Source organism: Solemya pervernicosa gill symbiont (assembly GCF_002020875.1).
In the GTDB taxonomy this organism is placed as follows: domain Bacteria; phylum Pseudomonadota; class Gammaproteobacteria.
Window position 1 is genome coordinate 1 of the sequence record NZ_MPRL01000007.1, and the last position, 24,095, is coordinate 24,095.

At 54.8% G+C, this 24,095-nt stretch carries 24 protein-coding genes; 11 read left to right on the top strand and 13 right to left on the bottom strand.

All coding sequences use genetic code 11. The features are described 5' to 3' along the window. Positions 1–253 precede the first annotated feature (253 nt). From BOW52_RS02715 to BOW52_RS02740, 6 genes are all read left to right on the top strand, one after another. On the top strand, positions 254–1,672 hold the full coding sequence (locus BOW52_RS02715) for an acetyl-CoA carboxylase biotin carboxylase subunit (protein WP_078482553.1): 1,419 nt from the start codon (positions 254–256) through the stop codon (positions 1,670–1,672). A gap of 30 nt (positions 1,673–1,702) precedes the next feature. Then, complete coding sequence (gene oadA / locus BOW52_RS02720) at positions 1,703–3,535, top strand: sodium-extruding oxaloacetate decarboxylase subunit alpha (protein ID WP_078482554.1); 1,833 nt, start codon at positions 1,703–1,705, stop codon at positions 3,533–3,535. A gap of 20 nt (positions 3,536–3,555) precedes the next feature. Then, positions 3,556–4,143, top strand: coding sequence for a Maf family protein (locus tag BOW52_RS02725; protein ID WP_078482555.1), 588 nt, complete (start codon positions 3,556–3,558; stop codon positions 4,141–4,143). A gap of 37 nt (positions 4,144–4,180) precedes the next feature. Then, complete coding sequence (locus tag BOW52_RS02730) at positions 4,181–4,528, top strand: ArsC family reductase (protein WP_078482556.1); 348 nt, start codon at positions 4,181–4,183, stop codon at positions 4,526–4,528. Positions 4,529–4,540: 12 nt separating this feature from the next. After that, positions 4,541–5,671 (top strand): succinyl-diaminopimelate desuccinylase, encoded by a 1,131-nt coding sequence (gene dapE / locus BOW52_RS02735; protein WP_078482557.1) that lies wholly within the window; start codon positions 4,541–4,543, stop codon positions 5,669–5,671. Positions 5,672–5,749: 78 nt separating this feature from the next. Continuing rightward, positions 5,750–6,802, top strand: coding sequence for an EF-hand domain-containing protein (locus tag BOW52_RS02740; RefSeq protein WP_135621956.1), 1,053 nt, complete (start codon positions 5,750–5,752; stop codon positions 6,800–6,802). Between the two features lie 163 nt (positions 6,803–6,965). Here the strand turns inward: BOW52_RS02740 and BOW52_RS02745 are convergent, their stop codons facing one another. The 5 genes from BOW52_RS02745 to BOW52_RS02760 form a co-directional block, all read right to left on the bottom strand. Further along, positions 6,966–7,676 (bottom strand): transposase, encoded by a 711-nt coding sequence (locus BOW52_RS02745; RefSeq protein ID WP_078482559.1) that lies wholly within the window; start codon positions 7,674–7,676, stop codon positions 6,966–6,968. Between the two features lie 126 nt (positions 7,677–7,802). After that, complete coding sequence (locus BOW52_RS02750; RefSeq protein ID WP_078482560.1) at positions 7,803–8,207, bottom strand: YybH family protein; 405 nt, start codon at positions 8,205–8,207, stop codon at positions 7,803–7,805. 130 nt (positions 8,208–8,337) lie between these two features. Continuing rightward, positions 8,338–9,198, bottom strand: coding sequence for a metallophosphoesterase (locus BOW52_RS02755; RefSeq protein WP_078482561.1), 861 nt, complete (start codon positions 9,196–9,198; stop codon positions 8,338–8,340). Next, positions 9,162–9,509: a hypothetical protein gene (locus BOW52_RS17280; RefSeq protein WP_078482562.1), complete on the bottom strand. Its 348-nt coding sequence runs from the start codon at positions 9,507–9,509 to the stop codon at positions 9,162–9,164. Before BOW52_RS17280 ends, BOW52_RS02755 begins: the two co-directional genes overlap by 37 nt. A gap of 55 nt (positions 9,510–9,564) precedes the next feature. Then, positions 9,565–10,017, bottom strand: a complete 453-nt coding sequence (locus BOW52_RS02760; RefSeq protein ID WP_078482563.1) for a Crp/Fnr family transcriptional regulator — start codon at positions 10,015–10,017, stop codon at positions 9,565–9,567. A 141-nt stretch (positions 10,018–10,158) separates the two neighbouring features. On the opposite strand from BOW52_RS02760, the gene BOW52_RS02765 reads away from it, so the two are divergent. Together BOW52_RS02765 and BOW52_RS02770 are read left to right on the top strand one after the other, a co-directional pair. After that, entirely contained in the window at positions 10,159–10,647 is a 489-nt protein-coding gene (locus BOW52_RS02765; RefSeq protein ID WP_078482564.1) for a DUF3592 domain-containing protein, read from the top strand. 260 nt (positions 10,648–10,907) lie between these two features. Beyond that, positions 10,908–12,371: a mechanosensitive ion channel family protein gene (locus tag BOW52_RS02770; RefSeq protein ID WP_078482565.1), complete on the top strand. Its 1,464-nt coding sequence runs from the start codon at positions 10,908–10,910 to the stop codon at positions 12,369–12,371. A 217-nt stretch (positions 12,372–12,588) separates the two neighbouring features. On the opposite strand, the gene BOW52_RS02775 is transcribed toward BOW52_RS02770, so the two are convergent. From BOW52_RS02775 to BOW52_RS02805, 7 genes are all read right to left on the bottom strand, one after another. Then, positions 12,589–13,794: a proline dehydrogenase family protein gene (locus BOW52_RS02775; protein WP_078482566.1), complete on the bottom strand. Its 1,206-nt coding sequence runs from the start codon at positions 13,792–13,794 to the stop codon at positions 12,589–12,591. 339 nt (positions 13,795–14,133) lie between these two features. Continuing rightward, positions 14,134–14,817: a tRNA (adenosine(37)-N6)-threonylcarbamoyltransferase complex dimerization subunit type 1 TsaB gene (gene tsaB / locus BOW52_RS02780; protein WP_078482567.1), complete on the bottom strand. Its 684-nt coding sequence runs from the start codon at positions 14,815–14,817 to the stop codon at positions 14,134–14,136. 10 nt (positions 14,818–14,827) lie between these two features. Beyond that, positions 14,828–16,756: an ATP-dependent DNA helicase gene (locus tag BOW52_RS02785; RefSeq protein WP_078482568.1), complete on the bottom strand. Its 1,929-nt coding sequence runs from the start codon at positions 16,754–16,756 to the stop codon at positions 14,828–14,830. 51 nt (positions 16,757–16,807) lie between these two features. After that, complete coding sequence (locus tag BOW52_RS02790) at positions 16,808–17,356, bottom strand: hypothetical protein (RefSeq protein WP_236725617.1); 549 nt, start codon at positions 17,354–17,356, stop codon at positions 16,808–16,810. A 60-nt stretch (positions 17,357–17,416) separates the two neighbouring features. Beyond that, positions 17,417–17,983, bottom strand: a complete 567-nt coding sequence (locus tag BOW52_RS02795) for a tetratricopeptide repeat protein (protein ID WP_172840083.1) — start codon at positions 17,981–17,983, stop codon at positions 17,417–17,419. Between the two features lie 49 nt (positions 17,984–18,032). Then, positions 18,033–20,378 (bottom strand): penicillin-binding protein 1B, encoded by a 2,346-nt coding sequence (gene mrcB, locus BOW52_RS02800; RefSeq protein ID WP_135621960.1) that lies wholly within the window; start codon positions 20,376–20,378, stop codon positions 18,033–18,035. Positions 20,379–20,411: 33 nt separating this feature from the next. Beyond that, positions 20,412–20,873 carry a DUF2059 domain-containing protein gene (locus BOW52_RS02805; RefSeq protein ID WP_078482571.1) on the bottom strand — a complete coding sequence of 154 codons (462 nt, stop codon included), beginning with the start codon at positions 20,871–20,873 and terminating at the stop codon, positions 20,412–20,414. A 222-nt stretch (positions 20,874–21,095) separates the two neighbouring features. Here BOW52_RS02805 and BOW52_RS16925 point away from each other — a divergent pair, with 222 nt between their 5' ends. The 3 genes from BOW52_RS16925 to BOW52_RS02815 all read left to right on the top strand — a co-directional run bounded on the left by BOW52_RS16925 (position 21,096) and on the right by BOW52_RS02815 (position 22,931). After that, positions 21,096–21,266 carry a hypothetical protein gene (locus BOW52_RS16925; RefSeq protein ID WP_172840084.1) on the top strand — a complete coding sequence of 57 codons (171 nt, stop codon included), beginning with the start codon at positions 21,096–21,098 and terminating at the stop codon, positions 21,264–21,266. Between the two features lie 207 nt (positions 21,267–21,473). Then, positions 21,474–22,427: an HDOD domain-containing protein gene (locus tag BOW52_RS02810; RefSeq protein WP_078482573.1), complete on the top strand. Its 954-nt coding sequence runs from the start codon at positions 21,474–21,476 to the stop codon at positions 22,425–22,427. Positions 22,428–22,487: 60 nt separating this feature from the next. Then, positions 22,488–22,931: a GAF domain-containing protein gene (locus BOW52_RS02815; RefSeq protein ID WP_269087626.1), complete on the top strand. Its 444-nt coding sequence runs from the start codon at positions 22,488–22,490 to the stop codon at positions 22,929–22,931. Positions 22,932–23,010: 79 nt separating this feature from the next. On the opposite strand, the gene BOW52_RS02820 is transcribed toward BOW52_RS02815, so the two are convergent. Next, positions 23,011–23,469: an Rrf2 family transcriptional regulator gene (locus BOW52_RS02820; RefSeq protein ID WP_078482575.1), complete on the bottom strand. Its 459-nt coding sequence runs from the start codon at positions 23,467–23,469 to the stop codon at positions 23,011–23,013. Positions 23,470–24,095: the final 626 nt, after the last annotated feature.

The window sequence follows — 24,095 nt, forward strand, 5'->3', positions numbered from 1 at the left end:
CTTCTTCGTCGTCCGCTCGCGCTCTCAACTACGAATATGCAGACGGCGTCGACTATCGCGGACTAACCGCCTTCGCTTCGCTATCCATGGCGGTCAGCGTCGGTATGTTTGGGCACATCTGTCACCTCGTGACGGGTTGACACCCAACAAGCTTTACCGTAAACCCTATGCATGGCCGTTCTATCGACTATATAGCCCTGTAGATCGCTCTCTCTGACGACACCATCTCGCACCCTGGAAAGGATCAAATCAGTTGATTAAAAAAGTTCTTATTGCCAATCGGGGTGAGATCGCGGTGCGTATTGTACGCGCCTGTGCCGAAATGGGGATCAAATCGGTCGCCATCTACGCCGAAGCAGACAGAAATGCGCTGCATGTAAAAAAAGCTGACGAGGCCTATTCGCTCGGCCCCGACACCGTCGCTGGCTATCTGAACGTACACCGCATCGTCAATATCGCCGTCGAGTCGGGTTGTGACGCGCTCCACCCCGGCTACGGTTTCCTCTCCGAGAATCCCGAACTCTCTGCCGCCTGTGCGAGGCGCAACATTCGCTTTATCGGCCCCAAGGCGGAAGTCATCAGCCGCATGGGCGACAAGACCGAAGCACGCAAGACAATGATCTCCGCCGGCATTCCTGTCACCCCCGGCAGTGAAGATAACCTCTCCAGCGTCGATGAGGCGCTCACACTGGCTGAGAAGATCGGTTACCCAGTCATGCTTAAGGCGACCTCTGGCGGCGGTGGCCGTGGTATTCGTCGCTGCGACGATGCCGAATCGCTCACCAGCAACTACGACCGTGTCATCTCCGAGGCGACCAAGGCATTCGGTAGTGCCGAGGTCTTCATGGAAAAGTGCGTCATCAACCCGCGTCACATCGAGGCACAGATTCTGGCCGACAGCCACGGCAGCGTAGTGCACCTGTTCGAACGCGACTGTTCGATTCAGCGTCGCCACCAAAAACTGATCGAGATCGCCCCCTCGCCACAGCTCAATGAAGAACAACGTCAACAGATCGGTGACTATGCGGTGGCCGCCGCCAAGGCCGCTGGATATGAGAACGCTGGAACGGTCGAGTTCCTGATGGACAGCGAAGACAACTTCTACTTCATGGAGATGAACACCCGCCTCCAGGTCGAACACTGCGTCACCGAACAGATCACCGGTATCGACATTGTGCAGGAGCAAATTCGTATCGCCGCAGGTCTGGCGCTGCGTTATGAGCAGCATGAGATCACCCGTCGTGGCTGGGCGATGGAGTTCCGTATCAATGCTGAAGACCCGAAAAACGACTTCATGCCAAGCTTCGGTCGCATCACCCGCTACTTTGCACCGGGTGGTCCCGGCGTGCGTACCGACGGTGCGATCTATACCGGTTACGAAATCCCCCCCTACTACGATTCGATGTGCGCCAAGCTGATCGTCTGGGCGCTCGACTGGGATGAGATGCTCAACCGTACCCAGCGTGCGCTCAACGATATCGGCGTCTTCGGCGTAAAGACCACCATCCCCTATCATCTGGAGATCCTCGGCTCGGCCGACTTCCGTAGTGGACGCTTCGATACCGGCTTTGTTGAGAGCCACCCCGAGTTGATCAACTACTCGACACGACAACGCCCACGCGAGCTGGCTGCTGCCATTGCCGCAGCCATCGCCGCCAACATGGGGCTTTAACCATAGTTATGAATAACCGGAGAGGCTTCGATGCCAAAGGTTGAGATTACCGACACCATCCTGCGCGACGCGCACCAGTCACTGCTGGCAACCCGCATGCGCACCGAACATATGTTGCCGATCTGTGAGCGGCTCGACCGTGTCGGTTACTGGTCACTCGAGGTCTGGGGCGGAGCCACCTTCGATGCCTGCATCCGTTTTCTAAAAGAGGATCCGTGGGAACGGCTACGCACCCTGCGTGAAGCACTGCCCAACACCCGCCTGCAGATGCTGCTGCGTGGACAGAATCTGCTCGGCTACCGCCACTATTCAGACGATGTAGTGCGCGCCTTTGTCGATCGCTCAGCCGATAACGGCATCGACGTCTTCCGCATTTTCGATGCACTGAACGACACCCGCAATCTGCGCACCGCGATCGAGTCGGTGAAGGCCGTCGACAAACATGCACAGGGGGCGATCTGCTATACCACCAGCCCGCTGCACACCACCGAGACCTTCGTCAGCATGGCCAGGGAGCTGGAATCGATGGGCTGTGACTCGATTGCGATTAAGGATATGGCCGGCCTGCTCACACCGATGGTCACCGCCGATCTAGTCGCCGCCCTGCGTGACGCGGTTGACCTGCCACTGCACCTGCACAGCCACGCCACCGCGGGTCTCTCCGAGATGTGCCAGCTCAAGGCGATCGAGAACGGCTGCTATCGCATCGACACCGCCATCTCTTCAATGGCCAGCGGTGCCAGCCACTCGCCCACCGAGAGCATGGTGGCCGCCTTCCGCAACACCGAATACGACACTGGCCTCGACCTCACCCTGCTACAGGAGATCGGTTTCTACTTCCGCGAGATCAGAAGGCACTACCACCAGTTCGAGAGTGACATGACTGGACTCGACACCCGCGTACAGGTCAATCAGGTTCCGGGCGGCATGATCTCAAACCTCTCTTCACAACTAAAAGATCAGGGTGCACTCGATCGCATCAATGAGGTTCTGGACGAGATACCACGGGTACGCGAAGACCTCGGTTTTCCACCGTTGGTCACCCCCTCATCACAGATTGTCGGTACCCAGGCGGTCCTCAACGTTGTTACCGGCGAACGCTACAAGACCGTCACCAACGAGGTGAAAAACTACCTACTCGGCCACTACGGCAAGGCACCGGGCGAGATTAACGAAGAGGTTCGCAGTGCCGCCATCGGTGATGAGAAGATCATCGATTGCCGACCCGCAGACATTCTCTACGATGAGATGGACAAACTACGTGGTGATATCGGTGAGCTGGCGAAGAGTGACGAAGACCTGCTCATCTACGCCATGTTCCCCGAGATCGGCAAAACCTTCCTTGAGGAGCGCGAGGCCGGTACACTCACGCCCGAAACGCTTGAGCAACACCCCGATGATGCGCCGGGTGCGGTCTGTTTTGCACCGACCGAGTTCGCCATCACACTACACGGCGAGACCTACCATATTAATGTAACGGGTGCCGGCAAGTGGGATCAGGAGCAGCGCCCCTTCTACATGTCGATTGATGGCGTGCCGGAGGAGCTGATGATCGAGAGCCTCGGCGAGATGGTCTCACTCACCCCCGGCGGCCCCGGCAAGACCGGTGTGGCCGACAAGGGAACCAGCAAACGGTTACGCGCCACCGAGCCCGGCCACGTGAAGACCTCGATGCCCGGCACCATTGTCGATGTACTGGTCAGTGAGGGTGATGAGGTCGCCGCTGGCGATCCACTGTTGATCACCGAGGCGATGAAGATGGAGACCGAGGTACAGGCTCCAATTACCGGCACCATCAAGGCGGTCCACATCAAAAAGGGCGACAGCGTTAATCCCGACGAAGCACTGATTGAAATTGAATAAGAGAGTTAAAGAAGTAAGCAATGACCACTGAGAGAAAGATTGTCCTCGGCTCTACCTCGCCCTTTCGTAAAGCACTGCTCGACAAACTCGGCATCCACTTCGAGACCGACTCACCCGATGTCGATGAGAGTCGTCTTGAGGATGAAACGCCTGCGGCACTGGTGGCACGCCTCTCACGCGCCAAGGCCGAAGCAGTCGCCGAGCGCCATAGTGATGCACTGATCATCGGCTCCGATCAGGTGGCAGTGCTGGGCGATGAGATTCTCGGCAAACCGGGTGATCATGAGCGCGCCATGCAGCAGCTCACGGCGGCCTCGGGAAAACACGTCACCTTTCTCACCGGCCTCTGCCTCTACGATTCAGCTTCAAAACAGGCTCAGGAGATCGTCGTTCCCTTCTATGTCACCTTCCGTGATCTAAGCGAATCAGAGATCAACAACTACCTCAAACGTGAACAGCCCTATAACTGTGCCGGCAGCTTTAAGTCGGAAGCGCTCGGTATCGCCCTGTTTGAGAAGATGGAGGGCGAAGATCCCAACGCCCTGATCGGCCTGCCACTGATCAAATTAATTGCCATGCTCGGTAACAGCGGCGTGCGCGTAATTTAGTCTCTGCTCTTTAATTAAAACAATAAAGAAAAATCACATGACCACGCTATACGGAATTAAAAACTGCGATACGGTAAAAAAAGCACGCAAGTGGTTCGAGACCAACGGTATCGACTACACCTTCCACGATTTTCGTGCCGACGGCATCAATAAAAAACTGATCGATGGCTGGGCCAAATCGGTCGACTGGGAGCTATTACTTAATCGTCGCAGTACCACCTGGCGTCAGCTTGATGAACAAGATCGCGACGGTCTTAACAAGACAAAAGCTGTGGCACTACTTATTGAACACCCCACTCTCATCAAGCGCCCTGTACTCGATCACGACGGCGCGATACAGATCGGCTTCAAGGATAGCGATTACGCTAGCCTGTTTGGTCTCTGACAAGGAAGCGATATGAGCGACACCCTCGAACTCGCCAAGGCGTTAATCAGCAGTCCATCTGTCACTCCCGATGATGCCGGATGCCAGCCAATGCTTATCGAACATCTTCAGGCACTCGGTTTCAAGATTGAACCGATGCGCTTTGGTGAAGTTGATAACCTCTGGGCACGTCGTGGCGATAGCGGCCCCCTCTTCTGCTTTGCCGGTCATACCGACGTGGTACCAACCGGTCCCGTCGAGCGCTGGCAACACGCACCGTTCGATGCCGTGGTTGAAGGTGACATGCTGCACGGTCGCGGTGCTGCCGATATGAAGGGCCCCATCGCTGCCTTTACTACCGCACTGGAACGTTTTGTCGCCAACCACCCTGAGCACAACGGTTCAATATCACTACTGATCACCAGTGATGAAGAGGGGCCAGCGACTGATGGTACCGTCAAGGTCATTAACACTCTGGAGGCACGCGGCGAGAAGATCGACTGGTGTCTGGTGGGTGAACCGACCAGCACCGCCAGGGTCGGTGATGTCGTTAAGAACGGTCGTCGTGGCTCACTCAACGGCAAGCTAGTCATCAAAGGTATCCAGGGGCATGTCGCCTACCCGCATCTGGCAAAAAACCCGGTCCATAACGCCGCACCCGCACTGGCCGAGTTGGCCTCAATCGAGTGGGACAGAGGCAACGACTACTTTCCACCCACCAGTTTCCAGATCTCCAACATCGAGGCGGGTACCGGCGCAACCAATATCATTCCCGGCGAGCTGAGCCTGCTGTTCAACTTCCGCTTCTCAACCCAACAGAGCGATGCCGGTCTACGTGAGAAGGTCGAAACGATTCTCAACAACCACCAGCTCGACTACGAAATTGAGTGGTCGCTCTCCGGTAACCCCTTCATCACCGAGGGTGGTGCACTGCTAGAAGCAACCCGTAGTGCCATTAAGTCGAGCTGTGGATACGAGCCCGAGATCAACACTGCGGGCGGCACATCCGATGGCCGTTTTATCGCGCCAACTGGCGCGCAGGTACTCGAACTTGGCCCACTCAACGCCACCATCCACAAGGTCAACGAACAGGTCTCAGTCAGCGATCTCGACAAACTCTCCGAGATCTATGAACAGATCCTGATTGAGCTACTGAGCAAATAGCACAGAGAAGACTAAAGTAAAAAACAGTTCGGCCGTTATACCTCTCTGAGAATGTCCAACTTGGCAGAGGTATCCGTCATGGCCATAGAGCAGCTCCCCTCCGCACAGCAAGCTGTGCAGCGTCGCCCAGCACCACCTGTTTCAGCATCGCCCCCCGGAAAACCTGAATCTGAACGTGAACGACTGCCGGTACCCGGCAATCCACGTGCGCTGGAGAACCGTCCAGATGTCGCCTGCGGCCGAATACCGGTCGCAATCCCCCCTCTACCCACTGCCCTCCCTGCACAAGCTCCAGCAACGTTCACTGCCGAGAGCAATCCGGATGCATTGCCTGCTGAGGGAGAAGTGCAGCTTGATGAGAACTACCGCTTCTATGCCAACTTTCTGCGCCAGATTCTCGATCTGAATGAGGGAGCCGGCGAATTTGAGTCGTTTGATCTCTCTGCCGAGACGCAGATCTTCGAATCGACCGATATCACCATCTTCGCTGCCGACTCGGTGATTGAGATTGAGTATGTCCGATTTGAAGCCGTGTCGATCGATATCGAGATGAGCGAGGATCGACTTAGTGTTTCGATAAACCGCACCGAGTTTGAACAGTTCTCGCTACGTCAAAGCAGCAATATCGAGCAGCCGGTACGACGCGCCGATCCACTGGCACTCGATCTGGATGGAAACGGTATCCAGACCACCGGGATTGAGAATGGGGTGAACTTCGATATCAATGCCGATGGCATTCTCGACCGCACCAGCTTTATCACCGGCAACGATGCAATGCTCGCCTTTGATCGTAATGGCAATGGACATATTGATGATGGTCGTGAACTCTTCGGCGATCAGAACGGCCACGAAAACGGCTTTATGGCACTCGCCGATTACGACAAAAACGGTGATGGACGCATCGATCGCAAGGATGAGATATACAGCAAGCTAAAACTACTGCAGATCGACAACAGCAACAGACAGACGCTCAGGGGACTCTACGAGGTAGGCATCTCGGGCATCTCCCTGAATGCAAAAAACACTTTCCAGCTACTCAACAACGGAGATGTAATCAGCCAGCTTGGTCAGTTCAGCAGAGAGGACGGTAGTATAGGAGTAGCTGCCGATCTGTTATTGGGGTTCAGGTAGAGTTATGGTGTGGCCTCGGATTAAAACATATTGCACAGTAGGCGGGTGATTTCAATCGAGTCTGACCCTTTTGGTTTCTGCGTATTATTATTCTGGAGCTTGTAGCGCTTTATCAGGTTCTTCGAGCTGTACTGCCGTTTACAATCTGGTTCGTTACGAGAACTCATCGCTTCCGATCTTTGTAAGCCTGACTTCGATGGTCACCGCCGCGTGCAAGAGGCTGCACACGACGTTCAAGAAGCCGCTCGACCTCCATAACGAAGTGTTCACTACCCAGAGCCCAACCCTTTTGGGTGGATTGGCGTATCTCTTCAAGGGTCTTCTCATCAAGGTGCGTGGAAAATAGCTGGCGATAGGCGGACTCACGCTTGACTGCTGAATCACCAAGACCGAGATAGAGTTTATGAGGCGTTAGCAGCTTATCGTGTTTTCCTAGTGCATTAGCTGCATAACTCGACCATGGATACTCGCCAGGATGAGAAACCATGTGAGCCCTGACTGGATTTAGTTCAATATAGCGATGGCATGTAAACAGATAGCGGTCACTATCAATTAGCGTGGCCTTATAGCGCCCTTCCCACAATGTACCCGTCCGCTGATAGATTGCATTGAAATACTGTACATAACGTCGCCCAACCGACTGCATTGTCTTGGCAATGCTCTCCTCTTCAACAGGTGTCAGAAGCAGGTGGAGATAATTGGTCATGAAAACCCATGCATGAATGTGGCATCCAGGACGGTTAGAGGCTTTATATAGATGGTGTCGAAAGCATGCATAATCTTCATCAGCGACGAAGATAGGATTGCGGTTGTTCTCACGTTGGATAACGTGCTGAGGCTGCCCTGAGAATACATAGCGTGGCAATCGCGGCATTTTCTACCTCCATGTAGTCTGCCTGTCTATTTGCTCACTTCTGGAGCTGCTATATAGAATATCGCTCTGACGGGTGATTTCAATCGAGTCTGACCCTTTTGGTGTTCACTGGAAATAATCGACTCCTCACTCTGCCAGAAAGGACAGCAGATCTGTCTGGTGAGCGATCACCTTCCAGGCATCGCCCTCTTTTCGAAATACCGTTGATGAACGGATGCTCACCTCTTCAGCCTCACTATCCACTTCATTTTCACCACTCTCCACGCAAGTGATCAGCGCCATGTCCGTTCCGACCACCGTATTCAACTGCTTTGGATTGACTCGACCACCAAGTTTCAGCGAACCGACATGGTCCCACATCGGTTCTAGCTTCTCCCAGCCGAGCAGATAGAGTCCATCAGGCCCCATATAGGTGCAGTCACCTGCATGCGACCACGCATTTTTCATTGGTCCAGCATCGCCGGAAAACAGCACATTTAACGCCTCATAAAAACCTGATACTGCGGCTGCAACATCTGCTTCGCCTGTCATAATAATCTTCCTGGTAGGTATTGATATTTAATAGCTTCTAATGATCGCACCCCAGCATAGCAACGAGCATAGGCGCAGATGCAAGACTCAGTGGATCACTGATCTACCACTAGAGAGACACAAGAGCGTGTCAATGTACGGTACTTTTCATCTCGGTGTTCGCATGACCGACAACGGGAAAGATTATCTCCATCGATGGCTTCGCAGCTGGCTGGGGTGCAAGTGAGTTGTAGGGCGTGGGTGCTGGTCTTGCATAGGAAACTACGCCGATGGTGTTATCGTCATATAGGTTGACCACTGTAAAGCCAAAGTAGGTTCCATCCTCTGGAGCCCACTTGCTAATGAGTTTGCTACCGGCGTTACCAGCGATCACCTGTGTCACATTCTGCCTGGGGCCGAGCTTATCTGTATACAACCACTGGTGGGAGTGAGCACTGAAATAGCCAGAAAATTTCGGTGTCTCACTGAAGAGTTTCAGGAGCGAATCACCCAGCGTGTAAGGTGCCGTATTGTGGACGATGTCGTGTGGACCGGGATTATCCAACACCAGCGGTTTATGCGCCAGCACGACGATTCTCTTGATATTTGGGTTATTCGATGCCTTGACCAAATCTCTTTCTACCCAATGAAGTGGTGCCCAGCTAGGCACTGTCTTTTCGGGCAATCTCGGGTTGGAAACCGTTGAAAGAGAATCAGTATTCAACAGTATATAGTGGACGCCTGTATTTATATCATCAAAGGAGTAGGTCAGAGTTTGATTGTTGTCTTCTGCAAGGAGATCGCGTTTCATCTCCTCCTTTCCTGAAGGTCCGTTGTCTGCTCTGACGAATTGATTGGTTTCCACCCAGGTGATCCACGCGGCAAGATTGGCGGATTCTGGATACTCGACTTTGTCACCGGAACTATTCTTTTTAGAGGCATCCGTTTCGTGGTTACCAGGAAGAGGTATGAACTCTATTCCACTAGCTGAGAAATTACTGCTGTCGTACAGCTCCTTCCAGGCATTGAGCTCCTTGGTAACAGACGCCCCCCATCAGACTTCATGCCGAGAACTAAATCACCGGCAAAAAAGAAGTGCTTCGGCTTGACAGGAAGGGCTTGAATATCCTCGAAGGTTTGCAGAAACTGAGCGACATTGGCTGTGCTCGGCGCCAGATTTTCCACTCCACTACCCACTCGGTTGCAGCCGACATAGGCGAAACTACTAAGCAGTTCTCGTGCCTCTGCGGTTATGGGAGCGATCCATGCTGCTAGTGCAATGCATGTCAATGGTGCTGCTCGCAGGGCTCTCTTGAGTTTCATACTATCTCACAAGGTATTTATTGGGCTGAAGCAAACAGGAGGGTATTGCCCCTCTTTAGACCATCGCATTACGCAGCAACAGGTTGGTGTGGACCACCTTGCGTGCCAGAATCTTGGCCAGATTACGCATCACGTTGTAACCATCCTCATGGTTACGATCGAGCAGTTCGAGTAGCGCGGCACAATCGATCTTAAGCAGCTCGATATCTTCGAGGGCCGTAGCACGGGCACTACGACGGTAGTCATGCACCAGCGCCATCTCACCAAACACCTCATTTTCCAGCGCCTGATCGAGCTCTTCGGTCACCGTCTCACCAATCGTGGTGAGTTCAAGCGCAACACGACCGTGAGGAACGATATAGATCTCCTTACCCTTGGTACCACGATCAAAGATCTCGATCCCGCTCAGATAGTGTGTCGGTATGCAGATGGCGGCTATCTTCTCAATCAGTGAAGCCGTCATCCCCTGAAAAAGCTCATTTGCAGCCAGCGCCTTGGTGATATCCATATTGCCCCTCGTATCGATCTTGTTGTTAGTTATTGCATCGCATAATACCAGTAGAACGACCGATGTGTGATAACCCTGTATAAGCCCCCACACCTGAGCCGATCACCCTCAACTTTGATACCATCTACCAAATAACAACTAATGAAGAAGAGAAGCATGAACATCATCAACTGGATTAAGAGATTTCCCCTCGTCTCATTCGCCTATCTGCTCACAGCCCTCTGTACCAGCTTCGCCCTCTATAATCTCTACGATGGTAGTCGTGCCGAGTTCTGGCCCAACGTCACCGGCAAGGTCACCGGCTTTGTCTCAGCCACACAGGGAAAGAATCAGAATGGAGTCACGGCAGGCTACCGTGGGAAGGCAGAGTATCTTGCAGTTGATAGCCACCGGATCGCCTATCGCTATTCGCTGATGGAGAACTCTTACACGGGACTCGACATAGCACCCAATAATCAACAGATCACCGCGGGAAATAGCATCACCGTCCACTACAATCCGCACAACCATCAGGAGAGCCGACTCGCACTCCTTATCAACTGGCACATGGTGTTGATGTGGCTCGGTTATGCCGCGTTGTTTGCCATCGCGGGCTGGCGCTGGCATCGCTTTCTTATCCGAAATAACTAGCGACTTAAGACAAGCTGACTGGACGACCACGACACACCGTCACCCTTCCCTTCTGAGACCAGATATTCACGACGTTCAGCTCTGCGTAAGACGGTCTATAACAACACCGATGTCGCTCAGAAACCCCAGCTCACTTGATCTATGACAAAGCAATTCCACACATAAACAAGGTTAATTGCCTCTTCATCTGCGGCACAGAGAGAGGCCAGTTATGAACAGGGTTCCAGGTGAGTGTTTAACCACACCTTTAGGAGCCTCAGATGTCTTCCCTCCCGACTGTCTCGCCGGACAAGCAACACTCATTACTAACACTGATAGCCCCACTATTACTTCTGGCCGCAGCATTCGGCCTAATAGGTGCAGCCAACACCTTCGGCAGTCGTTTGATTGCAGATGAAAGCACTCTCAACGCACTCTTCCACCTGACATCGACACTACTCTGGATCAGCGGTGCCTTTCTGCTAATTCGCCTGATTGATGCGGTGGTCTGGCAGCGTTTAATGGTGGCACATGGCTATCACGCACCGCGTCTGCTGCGTCAAATCATCGCTGCACTAATCTGGTTCTGGGCCGCCTGCGGCGTAGTGAGTCTCGTCTATGGCCTATCACTCACCACCTTGATAGCGGCATCCACCGTCTCGATGGGTGTAGCTGGTTTCGCCCTGCAACGTCCCATTCTGGACGCCTTTTCAGGCATAGTGCTGGCACTGCAAAGACCGTTTGAGATCGGCGATTGGCTACTGGTCGATGAAGAGTCCGGGGTTGGTCGAGTAACGGAGATGAACTGGCGGGCCGTGCATCTTGTGACTCCGAATGAGGTCACTCTGGTGGTACCCAATGGCCACTTCACCAGCAACCAGGCAGTACTCTATTCGCGCCCACAACAGTTCTTCCGCGATGAGATCAAAGTGACGCTGCCATATAACGTCACCACTCACCAGGGACAACGCATTCTGCTCGGAGCCGTTAATCAGATTGATGAGATAGCGGCCATACCTCGTAACTCGATCATCAGCATCGCTGACTACACCGAACGCGGCATCCTGTGGCGCATCTTGTACTGGTGCCCAGACGCAGGACGTGTGCCGGTTTTCCGCTTCAAGGTGCATCAAAACATTCTGCGTAACCTTCACTACGCAGGCATCGAAGTCCCCATACCGAAACTCGATCTTCGTCGTATCCCTGCACGGCCCGAACAGAGCGATGAATTTAGCGACATCGATCCGCTCATCCTGCACATCCCTATTTTTGTAGTATTTACAAAAGAGGAGTTACGCCAGCTATCGACCCAGTCAAACAACCGATTAGCCCATGCAGGAACACCTCTGCTTCGCCAGGGTGAAGCCGGTGATTCACTCTTCATCCTGCGTGAAGGCATGTTGGAGGTACGCAAGGCCAAGGAGGGACAAGCAGAAACCGTTGTGGGACGTATTCAACCGGGGGATTTCTTCGGCGAGATGTCGCTGCTGCTCGGTGAGCCAAGGTCAGCCACGGTTGTGCCGATTGTCGACTCGATGATCATAGAGATCTCCCGCGACACCATGACCCAGATGATGCAGGGGCGCCCCGAACTGGCCAACTATCTCGCTGAGCTACTCGCCGAACGTCAGGCCGACTCAGCTGCGAAGATTGCATCGGCACAAATAGACGATGTAGAGCAGCAGCCTCAATCTATCCTGGAGCAGACGCTTATTCGCATCAGAGCCCTCTTCAGCCTGGGGTAGTCACACGCAAGCGCGGTCTCTGATCGGTGAGGCCAGGGTAAAGGAGAGGGGCGCACAGCGATTTGTGCTGCTAACGATTATCCGATCACGATAAATGGACTGTTCAGATAACCGCGCCTCACTCCTTCGACAACGGCGCAAATCCTCGCCGCAGTGTATTTTCGGTGATCGTGCGCAGCTCCATCGCTGACCGCCATGGATAGCGAAGCGAAGGCGGTTAGTCCGCGATAGTCGACGCCGTCTGCCTATTCGTAGTTGAGAGCGGGAGCGAACGACGAGGATGCCCAAAACATGCTTCCGCAAAAATAGCGACTCCCCGCATAGCGGTCTCGATGGTGGGGTGATGCTGCATCAGCAACTGCACACAGCGTTCAAAACAGCGATCGGTCTGCCACTTCGTTCCCCAAACGGGGACGGACCAGTGCTGTTGACTGGCAACCACCGTCTCATAATCCCAGTAGGCACCACGCACCAGCCGCACCGTCACCGGCGCTCCCCGTTCACGGGCCCACTCAATCAATTCATGAATGGTCTGCTCGGCATCACGCAGATAGCTCTGAATAGCAATCCCCACATCAGCCCAGTCGCGTAACTCAGGTTCCATTAATAGCTCTCTAAACACCCCCAGAGTAATCTCCTTGCTCTCATACTGTTCCATATCGATAGTGACAAAGGCGCCGTTGCGACGAGCCTTGAGCAAGATAGGACGCAATCGCTCAGAGAGCGCCTCGATACCACCCTCAGGATCGAGGCAGGTGAGCTGTGAATAGAGTGAAGAAACTTTTAATGAGAGCGACTGCCGGGGAGAGTATCGTCTGTTACTTCTATCCAGTAACGATACCTCATCCCACTTATCAACACGTCCCTTGAGCTGGCCGATCAACGCTAGATAGGCCTGTTGGTATTCAACGGCCTCGACCTCACTCACCGTCTCCTCACCCAACAGGTCGATGCTGAAGTTCATCCCCCGTTGACGCAGTTTCCTGGCGCTCTTGAATACCTCACCCGCATCGCTGCCACCCATGAAACGGCGAGCCATACTTAGCATGGAGATGCGCACCGCCTTTGCAATCAGACGTGAGGTTATACCCTCATCTGAACTGGGCAGATCCCATCTGCCCAAACCCAGCAGCGCCAAATCGTCCTTAGTAAAATATTCGCGTAGATGATGAACCAGATCGAGATCATCGGAGAGGGCAGGTAGAAGATCGACAAAACGCAACGCCTGTACACGAAATCGTTCATTTTCCATCAGCCCGGTCAGCAGCCGTTCCATCCACTGTTCAGCTACCGAACGAGAGGCCGCCGTCTCACGAAGCGCAGAGAGAAGTTCGGTGCCCAACGCCTGGATCTGCTGCTCCGAAGCGGAGGTTATCGGTGACGTTGATTGATGGGACGGATGCGTGCCGGAGCGCTGATTCATAGCCTGTATCGATACCCTGCCCCATCCAGTGTATGTGTGATCCAGATACGTATGGAAAAAGTATAGCAGTCGTTATAGCACTCCTCGGAGGCTCTGAAGCCTCATAGGAGATATCTGTTCACGGCATCAGACACCACTCCATCGCTGACCGCCATGGATAGCGAAGCGAAGGCGGTTAGTCCGCGATAGTCGACGCCGTCTGCCTATTCGTAGTTGAGAGCGCGAGCGAACGACGAACTCCCCGATTGTAAACAGAAAGTGGACAGGATTAAATTGTGATCTGGATTACATGGTGGGATATGAGGAGTCATAATTAATTCTATCCCCTACTACGCAAGGCTACTGCTCACCCTTCTTTTTTGCCACCTTGTCGCGCAGATAGATCGGTAGGGCTTCGGCGGCGTTAACGGCCACTCCATTATGAAAATCATTCACGGCCAGGAGTGCGATGTCGTGTGCATTGGGGAAACGTTCACCTTTTTGTTCTTCCAGCTCGTTAACAAGCTGTGACTGCATCACATCGCTATAGGTCGTCCAGCCACTGCCGATGCCAACCCAACCACTACCCTCGCCTTCCACCTGTTCGGGTGGGATGACCAACTCTTCGCCCTGTAGCTGCATCAGTTCATTATCGGCCAGTGTGTAGCGTCCCCAATAGACCTCCCCCATTCGTGCATCAATGGCAGTAGCAATCTGCTTGTAACCAAACTCGCGCCAGGCACCCTGCGCCAGAGCAGCCAAGGTTGAGACGGGAACAACGGGGAGTTCAGTGGCAAAGCCGACACCCTGGATCACACCGGTGGCGATACGCACACCGGTAAAACCACCAGGACCACGACCGAAGGCGAGTGCATCAAGATCGGCAACGACGATACCCGCCTCACTCAGCAGTGAGTCGATCATTGGCAGGATCAGTCTGGCGTGTTGGCGTGGTGCAATCTCAAATCGCGACAGCACCTCACCATCGATATAGAGTGCGGCGGAACACGCCTCGGTGGCGGTGTCGATGGCCAGTAGTTTCATCGGTCGTTACTCACTTGCGGAATCTCGGCACTATCTCTTTCAAAAAGCGCTGCACCTGCTCAAGCTCCCGGGTGGGTGGCATCGGCGGCAGACTCTTGAGAAAGACCCGGCCATAGGCCTTCGAATAGAGACGTGGATCGCAGAGCATCAACACGCCACTATCGCTCACATCTCGGATCAGCCGCCCGACTCCCTGCTTGAGGGTGATCACCGCCGTGGGCACCTGGTACTCCATGAAGGGATTGCCCTTGTTACGACGAATCGAATCGATGCGAGCACTCAGCACCGGATCGTCCGGCGCGGCAAAGGGGAGCTTGTCGATAATCACCAACGAGAGCGCCTCACCACGTACATCGACCCCCTCCCAGAAGCTGCCGGTGCCGAGCAGCAGCGCATTACCTAATTGACGGAAGCGGTCGAGTAGCTCAGCACGCGGTGCATCGCCCTGCACCAGCAGCGGAAAGTCGACGCGGTTGTGCAGCAATTCAGCTGCCTGTTTGAGTGCGCGGTGGCTGGTAAAGAGCAGAAAAGCGCGTCCACCACTCGCCTGTAGCACCGGCAGCGCCGCCTCCACCACCGCATGTGTGTAGTCGCGGCTGCTTGGCTCTGGCATATCTTTCGGGATGTAGAGCTGGGTGTTGTTGGCGTAATCAAACGGGCTATCGAGCCGCAGCGTCTCCGCCTCATCAAGACCAAGACGCGAGATGTAGTGATCAAAACCCTCACCAACGGCAAGGGTCGCAGAGGTATAGATCCAGGCACTGGGGTAGCGCTGACGCCGTTCGGTAAAGAGCGGTGCCACATCGAGTGGCGTCATGTGCAGGGTAAAGCTACGCGGACGGGTCTCGAACCACTTGATCTGGCCTTCGTCATCACTCTCGGTCAGCAGTTTCAACCGCACTCTGACATCGGCGACCCGACGCCAGCAGTTCTCCAGTCCCTTGCCGCGAGGCGCGACCTCCTCCAGCCACGCCTCGAGCTGTCCAAGGTCGCCCTCAATCAGCGCCAGCAGTTCTTCTACCTTGGGGGCGGTGGCGACCGTCGCCCACGGTGCACGTCGACTCTCCATGCCGAGCGCCAGGCGCAGATCGCGAGCATGTTTCTGGATGGAATCGATTGCACTCGGCATTTCACCCTGCACGCCGCCCTCACGCAGATACTCGCCGATCGCGTCGCGGGCGATATCTCCAAGCTGACGACTGCTCAGTGACTGGCCAAAGAAGATGGTGGCGATCTCGGGCAGCTGGTGCGCCTCATCAAGGATGAAGGCATCGGCACCCGGTAGCAGCTCACCGAAGCCCTCCTCCTTGAGTGCCATATCGGCAAACAGCAGGTGATGATTAACCACCACCAGCTCTGCTTCCTGTGCATCACGTCGTGCCTTGAGTACGCAACAGTCCTTATAGGTAGGACACTCCTGACCGAGACAGTTATCGACCGTGGAGGTGACCAGCGGCCAGATATAGGAGTTCTCCGCCACACCGCTCACCTCGGCGATATCGCCCTTGCGGGTGCCTGCAGCCCAGCGTCGTACCTTGGCCAGATCGGAGAGTAGCGAGTGGTTGATACGTCCCTCGCTCTCGGCGGTCTCGAGACGGTGGTAACAGAGGTAGTTGGAGCGCCCCTTGAGCAGCGCGGTCTCGATCGGCACGCCGAGTGCCTCACGCACCGTCGGCAGATCACGGTGGTAGAGCTGATCCTGCAGGGTGCGGGTGCCGGTGGAGATGATTACCCGCTTGCCGGAGAGCAGCGCGGGGATCAGGTAGGCGAAGGTCTTGCCGGTGCCGGTGCCAGCCTCTGCGATCAGCTGGGCACTGTTCTCCAGCGCCTGTTCGACTGCTTCGGCCATCTGCTGCTGCTGTGGGCGCGGGGCGAAACCCTCAATGGCATTAGCCAGTGGGCCATCATCGGCCAGTGCGGATCGTGCGTCGGTAATCATGGTTAGTTCAGATAGGGTAGATAGAGAGAGGGAGGGAGTCGACAACAGCGATCAGCCCCCGCGGTTTTCCCAGACCTCGTCATCCTCGACCTCACCCTCTTCGGGGGTCCAGACCAGGTGGCCGATGTTGCGAAAGCGGGCGACCGACATCGCACCGCGTTTACTGCGTGCGCTTGAAGAACTGTTCTCGTTCAATGCCTCTTCGATGCTCTGGCGGTCAGCCTCGTAGATTTCGAAGCTCTCGAAATCCTCATTGAGCAGTACCAGCACCAGCAGATCCCACTCCTTATCGAGCTTGAGCTGACCAATGCGTTGACCGCCCTTCTTCTCATCGAAGATCGCCCGTGCCTTGATCTGCACCCGCTGGCCGTCACGCTTGCCGTGACCCACTGCATCAAAACCGCTAACAGGCTCCTTCTCCAGCTCCAGATCGAGATGGTGACAGGCATCGTGCAGGGCGATCTCACTGCTCACACCGCTCAACGTCTTGCCGGTCGCACGACGGTAGTCGGCCGCAATGCGGCGCGCCTCGGCGATCAGTTTATTGACGGAGTAGATGGACAAATCGGCTTCCCGCTGGATCTCGCTATTCAGTTGCATCGTTCTGCTGCTTCGTTAATAGTGCCACAATCTCATATAGATAGGTCGATTTCTTGACGTTTATTCATAGCGTCTCGCCTCTTTTTCTGCTGCACGGGCACCCTGCTCATTACCCTTACCACGACGCGCTGCAGCAACCAGTTCCCAACTACGCGCCTTGAGCGCACGTTTATTGCCGGAGAAGCTGATCGATTTCCGCGCAAGGCTCTCGGCCTGACCATAATCCTGCTGTCGCAGTCGCAACACGGCAAGGTTGTGCCAGAGCACTCCGTTGCGCGGCTCGATCCGCAACGCCCGCTCCAGCGAAGCGGCCGCCCCCTCCTCATCACCCTGGTTAAGCTGTTGCTTGGCACGTTTCATCAGCCCCAGCACGGCACTGTTGGTGGAGCCCGCTTCACTGCTACCGCTCGAACTGGAGCGACTGGGGGTGTAGGGAATGGCTGTCGCGACAACGACATCGTCACTACCACTTACTAGCGGCACCGCCTCGGTATCACTTGAACGACTACGTGCAGCAGGTGAAGTGCGTGACGACTTGAGCGCATCACGCTGGCGCAGATCCCACACCGGGTAGCCGCGATCAACCACTGGCGCACGCTCATCGCTAGAACCGCATGACCCGAACACGGTTCCACACCCCGATACCCAGGCTGCCAACACAACAACAATGAATCCCCTAACGACCACCATCAATTACCCCTTTAATCCAATCGACCGCCGACTCCAACGTCTTACCCACGCAGGGTCCGGCCGAACGCGGTTCGGTGCCGCGAATAAAGGGCAATTGTACGGCATCGGGACAGATTTTCTGCGTTCGCAGACCACTCTCCGGGTCGATCCAGTGCATACCGACTGAATCGGGGCGGGTGAGCGCAAGTGGTTCAGGATCGATACGCCCCATCAGATCACCCCACACCTTCAGAGCCCCCGAGGCACCGCTTAGCTTGGCCGGTTTATTATCGTCACGTCCCAACCAGACCACTGCCAACCGGTTGCCGGTAAAACCGGCAAACCAGCTATCACGCAGATCATCGGTAGTGCCCGTTTTACCCGCCGCCTTCACCTTGGCACGCATCGCCCACGACAGCGAACGGGCTGTCCCCTCCAAGACCACCTTCTGCAGTATTGTGTTGGTCAGGTAGATCGCCTCGGGAGGCAGGGCGGCCTCGACCTGCAACGAATAGCGCTGCAGCGCCTCTCCATTCACATCGAGTACCGCACGGATCGAGCGCAGCGGCGTGTGGAAACCGCCGCTGGCCAGCGTGTGGTAGAGCTGCGTCACCTCCAATGGTGAGAGCGCCAGGGTACCGAGCAGCATCGAAGGGAAACGGTCAATATCGCGTTCGACACCCAGCCGCTCAAGCGTCTCAGCAACGCGATCAAGCCCCACCGTCATACCAAGGCGTGCCGTGGAGAGATTGAGCGAGCGGCTCAGTGCGCCATAGAGCGGCACCTCGCCATACTCTTTATGGTCGTAGTTCTGTGGCTGCCAGAGGCTGCCGTCGTGGTTCTTCAGTGCAAACTTCTTATCTTCAAGCATGGTCGCGAGCGTGTAGCGCTGTTTCTGCATCAACGCCGTCAGATAGACCGCCGGCTTCACCAACGAACCGATAGGCCGTACCGCGTTCAGCGCACGGTTAAACCCGGCGTAACGCGCATGGCGACCGCCCACGGCAGCCAGTAGCTCTCCGCCTTCAATACCGGTGACCACCACCGCACCCTGCAGCTTGTTTTTGTCAATACCCTTCGCTGCCTCAAGCTGCTCTACACGCGATTTAAGCACCCGCTCCGCCTCGTTCTGAAGCTGAGGATCCATGGTGGTAAAGATGCGTAGCCCCTCAGAGGTGAGATCCTCGTCACGGTAGTCGCGCCTTAGCTGGCTGCGCACCACACCGATAAAGGCGGGATACTGGGTCACCCCACTAAAGCGCCCGCTACGCACCCCAAGCTTCTGCCGCTGCGACCAATCGGCTGTCCTGGCATCGATCATGCCCTGTTGCAGCATCAGATCGATCACCAGGTTACGTCGCTTTTTGGCCCGCTCGGGATGGCGGTGCGGATTGTAGTAGGAGGGTCCCTTGACCATGCCAACCAGCAGCGCGGTCTCGTGCAGTTTCAGATCGGCAACACGCTTCTCGAAATAGAACTGTGCGGCAAGCCCAAAGCCGTGCACACCACGACTACGATCCTGTCCCAGATAGACCTCATTGAGATAAGCCTCAAGGATCTCATCCTTCTCGTAGTGGGCATCAAGCAGGACTGCCATCACTGCCTCTTGCGCCTTACGGCTCAGGGTGCGTTCACTACTGAGATAGAAGTTCTTTACCAGCTGTTGGGTCAGGGTACTGCCGCCCTGCACCACCCGTCCGGCACGCAGATTGGCCCAGGCGGCACGCAGGATTGCAAGCGGTGAGACGCCGTGATGGTTGTGGAAGTTGCGATCCTCCACTGCGATTAGCGCCTGCTGCAATACGCGAGGCACCTCGCTCAGCTGCACCAGCAGCCGATCCTCATTATGTGAGGGGTAGATACCACCAATCTGCAGCGGATCGAGCCGTACCAGATCGAGCGACCGCCCAGCACCATCGGTGAGTTTGGAGACTTTGCCGTCACTGAAGCTGATACGTAGCTGCTGTTTCGGCTCCTCACCATCCCAGAAGGAGAAGGGACGTGAAGTGAGGATGAAGCGATTCGACTTGCGCAGGTAGCTGCCTGTTGCGGTCGGATTGGCCAGATTACGGTACTTGAGCAGTTTCAGCTCCTGATGGAACTGCTCGGCACCGATCGGTGCACCGACATAGAGTTCCATCGGTCGTGCATAGACAGTAGCCGGCAGTGCCCAGCGCTTGCCATCGAACTGCTGGCGTACGGTGTAGTCGAGGTAGAGGGTATAACCACCCCCCACCAACAGTACGATCAGAACGGCACGCCACAGAAAGGCACGCAGCAACGAACGTTTGGGCGGCTGTTTTGCCCGCCCACCGCGCTTTTTTCTACCCTGTGATCGTTTCCGTGCGGCCACGTTATCTAAACTCTCTCACGACATTCGCATCCGCTACGACTGGATGTATCCCTTCTCCATCAACCGCCGTTTGACCCGTTCACCAACACTGCGTCCCCACATCTGACCTAGATTTAGGCTGTCACGGGTGATTCCCGGCATCGCGGCGATCAATTTGCGGCCAAGTGGGCTTTGGTAAAACCGCACCAACGCCTTTACCTCTTCATGGGTCAGATGCTTGGCGTAGATCGGTACCACCAGCTCAATGAGCTCATCGGGCTTGAACTCCTTAATCACCTCATTCCAGAACTCATCAGGTACCTGAGGCAGGTTGCGACGATTGCTCTCCATCATGCTGCTAAATACCTGCATTCCGATCTTGTCAGACCCCGTCAACACCAGCAGCTTTCGGATCTCCTCCGCGCGCTCAACTGAAACTCGCTCACCAGCTGCACTCAACGGTGCCTGCCAACCAGAGAACAGCAACACCAATAACGACAACACTTTGATTTTCATAAACAATCCAGAAACCCATCGACTTCCAGGCGGTGGATACCACCCAGATGTGATCGCACTCTACCACACCCATCCCAAGGCAGCTTAAGCACCTCCTGACAGCCAATACCGAGATCTGTGAATCGGTTCACATAGCAACCATGACCTACGACACGAAGTTTCAGTGCCGGGATACCGATAATTAACTCAACGAAGGAAATAAAAGGTAAGGAGGGCGCAGCCATGATGGGAAAACTGATCCTCAACTCAATTTTGATCTATCTCTCAACCGATGCGGTACCGGTGATCTCTGAGAGTCTATTCACCGACCTCACTATGTATAGCGACCACATCACAGCGCTGGTTATCGCCTATCTGCTGATGCCATTTGTTACGCCACTATTCGAACTGTAGTCGGCCAGTAACGATACTGTGCAGTCCCCCTTTTCCCACCCAGGGAGGGGTCGGACATCGAGTCTTTCAAACAAATCCTCTCAATTCACACTCATCACCCCGATCATCAGACAGAAATAACTTGTTCAATCTGTTGTTGACCAGCGCACCTTCTGGCACCATCACTGGCTATCCAATTTCATACCGGGTCCCCGGTAAAAGCTGCAGATGGAATCAAACGAAGAGAAACTTCAGAGCTGGGTACAGAAGCTGAGCGAGACCGAGATGCCGGTCTTCACACATACCGCCAGCAAGCTCACCAGCGTCTCAGGCAGCAGCGACAGCTCAGCCGCCGAACTCGCCCGCATCATCCTGCAGGATGCGTCGATGACCGCACGCGTGCTTAAGGCCGCCAACAACATCTACTACAACCCCGGCAGCCGCAGTATCAATACCATCAGCCGCGCGGTGGTGGTACTCGGTTTTGAGGCGGTACGCAGCCTCTGTCTCTCAATCGCGATGATCGAATCGGTGTTGAAGGGGAGCAATCAGGAGCACGTCTCACAGGAGATGGCGCAGGCGTTTCATGCCGCAGTTCAGGCACGCGCCTTTGCCGAGAAACGCAACGACAAGTCACCTGAAGAGGTCTACATCGCCACCCTGCTGCACAATCTTGGCAGAATCGCCTTCTGGTCGTTTGCCAGTGACGCCGGCGAGACACTCGACGAAGCACTGAAACAGCCAGACGCCACCCCGGAGAGCGCTGAACAGGCGGCGCTCGGCTTCACACTGCGCGAACTCTCCTTTGGTCTCTGCAAGGAGTGGCAGCTTGGCGAGCTGCTCGAACACTCTCTCAGCCCTGTCCCAGGTAATAACCCTCGTACCAGTAACATCAACATGGGCTATGACCTGGCTCGCAGCGTTGAACAGGGCTGGAAAACACCCGAGGCGCTGGAGCAACTAGAAAAGGTCTCTGAACTACTGTTAATGCCGCTCGATCAGACCAAACGACTGGTCGAGGAGAACGCCGAACACGCCGTTGAGATCGCCCGTATGTACGGTGCACAACACGCCAGCACCCTGATTCCACAGCCGGTACAACAGCCACCTCAGAAAGAGGAGATAAGCACCACCAAGGGAGGTCTACAGGACAACTATCCCGAAGCCGACCCGATGCTGTAGCTCAGCATCCTGCGCGAGCTCGCTGCTACCATCGATAGTGGTAATGACGTCAATCTGCTGATTGAGATGGTACTGGAGGGAATATCACGTGGCGTCGGTATGGATCGAGTGCTGTTTGCCATGCTCACGCCCGATCGGAAACTGCTCAAGGCGCGTTATACGGTGGGATGGGATGCGATTAAATTGAAGCAGGAGTTCAGTTTTGACGTACTACCCGAGAGCGCCAACGTCTTCCGCTACCTACTCGAAACGGGTGAGGCGATCTATGTCGACTCCCACTCTCCCTACAACATCAGAATAATGGTGACGGAGAGCGTTAAGGAGATCGTCGACGATGCTCCCTTCTTTGCCATGCCAATCAAAGTGGCTGGCAGAACCATCGGCATTTTCTACGCTGATCGAAAACCGAGCAAGCGTGAACTTAACGAAGAGCTCTACTCAAGTTTCAAACACTTCTGCCAGCAGGCGATGCTCGGCATTGCCCACATCTCGGCACGCCACTAGATGATCCTAACTGCCCCCCTAGGGGGGCTATCAGGCGCTTTCAGTCAGCGTTGCATTCAACGCCAACTTAAGAGCCACTTCAGGCGGCGCTACTGCGATAGTTATACATCCGTCCCTGCACAAACTCCTGCTGCTTAACCAGCTCCTGCACATTAGGCTGATCAACAAACTGTGCCAGGGTGATGGTGCCGAGGAAGTTGTGGATCTGATCGCTGAGGTCGTTCCACAGCGTCTGGGTCAGATCTTCACCCTCTGCAGTCGGCTGTCGAGCTGCATTCGCCTTCTCATCGACAGCGGTAATAATCTGATCGATTGTAATATCGCTACTCGGGCGACCCAGACGGTAACCACCACCCGGTCCACGTAGCCCCTCAACCAACCCATGCTTGCGCAGCTTGGCAAACAGCTGCTCAAGATATGAGAGCGAAATACCCTGGCTATATGAGATATCGGCCAGCGTAACCGGTCCATAACGATCGTGAATAGCGATATCCATCATAGCGGTAACCGCGTAACGACCTTTGCTCGACAGTTTCATCATCAATCTCCTTGTTCCGTGTCATTTAGCAGGACCAATAACCAACCCCTGCTCTCGGATATAAACTTACTAATCAGGATAAGGGATCGTCAAGGCAATGTGCAGTATTTATGAATTGTTAACATTTCTTGCAAAAACATAGTGTTACAAGATGTTACAGAATGTTAATTACCTGCAATAACAGCGCCTTACGGCCACTCTTTACGACCCTTCTACTAGTAAATAAAGACAAAAAAGAGGGGATTTGTAACCTCAGGACACATCGTTGTGACAATGTTTAACAATTGCCACATAAAAAAAGCGGAAAACAGTCGCAAATCAGTTCGATTTGCATACCGAATAGTGAAGAACTGTTTAGCTAAAAAATGCCGTTGGTGGACCATTTATGCAAAAAGATGATGACTAAGATAGAGTTTATTACGATCAAAACATCACCTAAATCATTCTCATAAACAGATCTGAAGTGATGTTTTTCTAGTTAAAAAGTAAGCCTGGTAGCGCTGTGGGGGGTCACTAGGTATGAGACAAAGCGGGACATAACGGGATGGGCCGGGATTTAGTGGGAAAAGCCCCGCGTGGCGCGGCTTTGAGGGGTGTTTAAGGGGGTGTGGCGCGCGGCAGGGTTT

Excerpts from the sequence above, each read along its gene's own strand:
- BOW52_RS02785 (WP_078482568.1), bottom strand. The coding sequence starts at position 16,756 with ATGATTACCGACGCACGATCCGCACTGGCCGATGATGGCCCACTGGCT.
- BOW52_RS02770 (WP_078482565.1), top strand. The coding sequence starts at position 10,908 with ATGTCTTCCCTCCCGACTGTCTCGCCGGACAAGCAACACTCATTACTA.
- BOW52_RS02740 (WP_135621956.1), top strand. The coding sequence starts at position 5,750 with ATGGCCATAGAGCAGCTCCCCTCCGCACAGCAAGCTGTGCAGCGTCGC.
- BOW52_RS02805 (WP_078482571.1), bottom strand. The coding sequence starts at position 20,873 with ATGAAAATCAAAGTGTTGTCGTTATTGGTGTTGCTGTTCTCTGGTTGG.
- BOW52_RS02820 (WP_078482575.1), bottom strand. The coding sequence starts at position 23,469 with ATGAAACTGTCGAGCAAAGGTCGTTACGCGGTTACCGCTATGATGGAT.
- BOW52_RS02725 (WP_078482555.1), top strand. The coding sequence starts at position 3,556 with ATGACCACTGAGAGAAAGATTGTCCTCGGCTCTACCTCGCCCTTTCGT.
- BOW52_RS16925 (WP_172840084.1), top strand. The coding sequence starts at position 21,096 with ATGATGGGAAAACTGATCCTCAACTCAATTTTGATCTATCTCTCAACC.
- tsaB (WP_078482567.1), bottom strand. The coding sequence starts at position 14,817 with ATGAAACTACTGGCCATCGACACCGCCACCGAGGCGTGTTCCGCCGCA.
- dapE (WP_078482557.1), top strand. The coding sequence starts at position 4,541 with ATGAGCGACACCCTCGAACTCGCCAAGGCGTTAATCAGCAGTCCATCT.
- BOW52_RS02745 (WP_078482559.1), bottom strand. The coding sequence starts at position 7,676 with ATGCCGCGATTGCCACGCTATGTATTCTCAGGGCAGCCTCAGCACGTT.
- BOW52_RS02760 (WP_078482563.1), bottom strand. The coding sequence starts at position 10,017 with ATGGATATCACCAAGGCGCTGGCTGCAAATGAGCTTTTTCAGGGGATG.
- BOW52_RS02775 (WP_078482566.1), bottom strand. The coding sequence starts at position 13,794 with ATGAATCAGCGCTCCGGCACGCATCCGTCCCATCAATCAACGTCACCG.
- BOW52_RS02810 (WP_078482573.1), top strand. The coding sequence starts at position 21,474 with ATGGAATCAAACGAAGAGAAACTTCAGAGCTGGGTACAGAAGCTGAGC.
- BOW52_RS02730 (WP_078482556.1), top strand. The coding sequence starts at position 4,181 with ATGACCACGCTATACGGAATTAAAAACTGCGATACGGTAAAAAAAGCA.
- BOW52_RS02790 (WP_236725617.1), bottom strand. The coding sequence starts at position 17,356 with ATGCAACTGAATAGCGAGATCCAGCGGGAAGCCGATTTGTCCATCTAC.
- BOW52_RS17280 (WP_078482562.1), bottom strand. The coding sequence starts at position 9,509 with ATGAAACTCAAGAGAGCCCTGCGAGCAGCACCATTGACATGCATTGCA.
- oadA (WP_078482554.1), top strand. The coding sequence starts at position 1,703 with ATGCCAAAGGTTGAGATTACCGACACCATCCTGCGCGACGCGCACCAG.
- BOW52_RS02750 (WP_078482560.1), bottom strand. The coding sequence starts at position 8,207 with ATGACAGGCGAAGCAGATGTTGCAGCCGCAGTATCAGGTTTTTATGAG.
- BOW52_RS02765 (WP_078482564.1), top strand. The coding sequence starts at position 10,159 with ATGAAGAAGAGAAGCATGAACATCATCAACTGGATTAAGAGATTTCCC.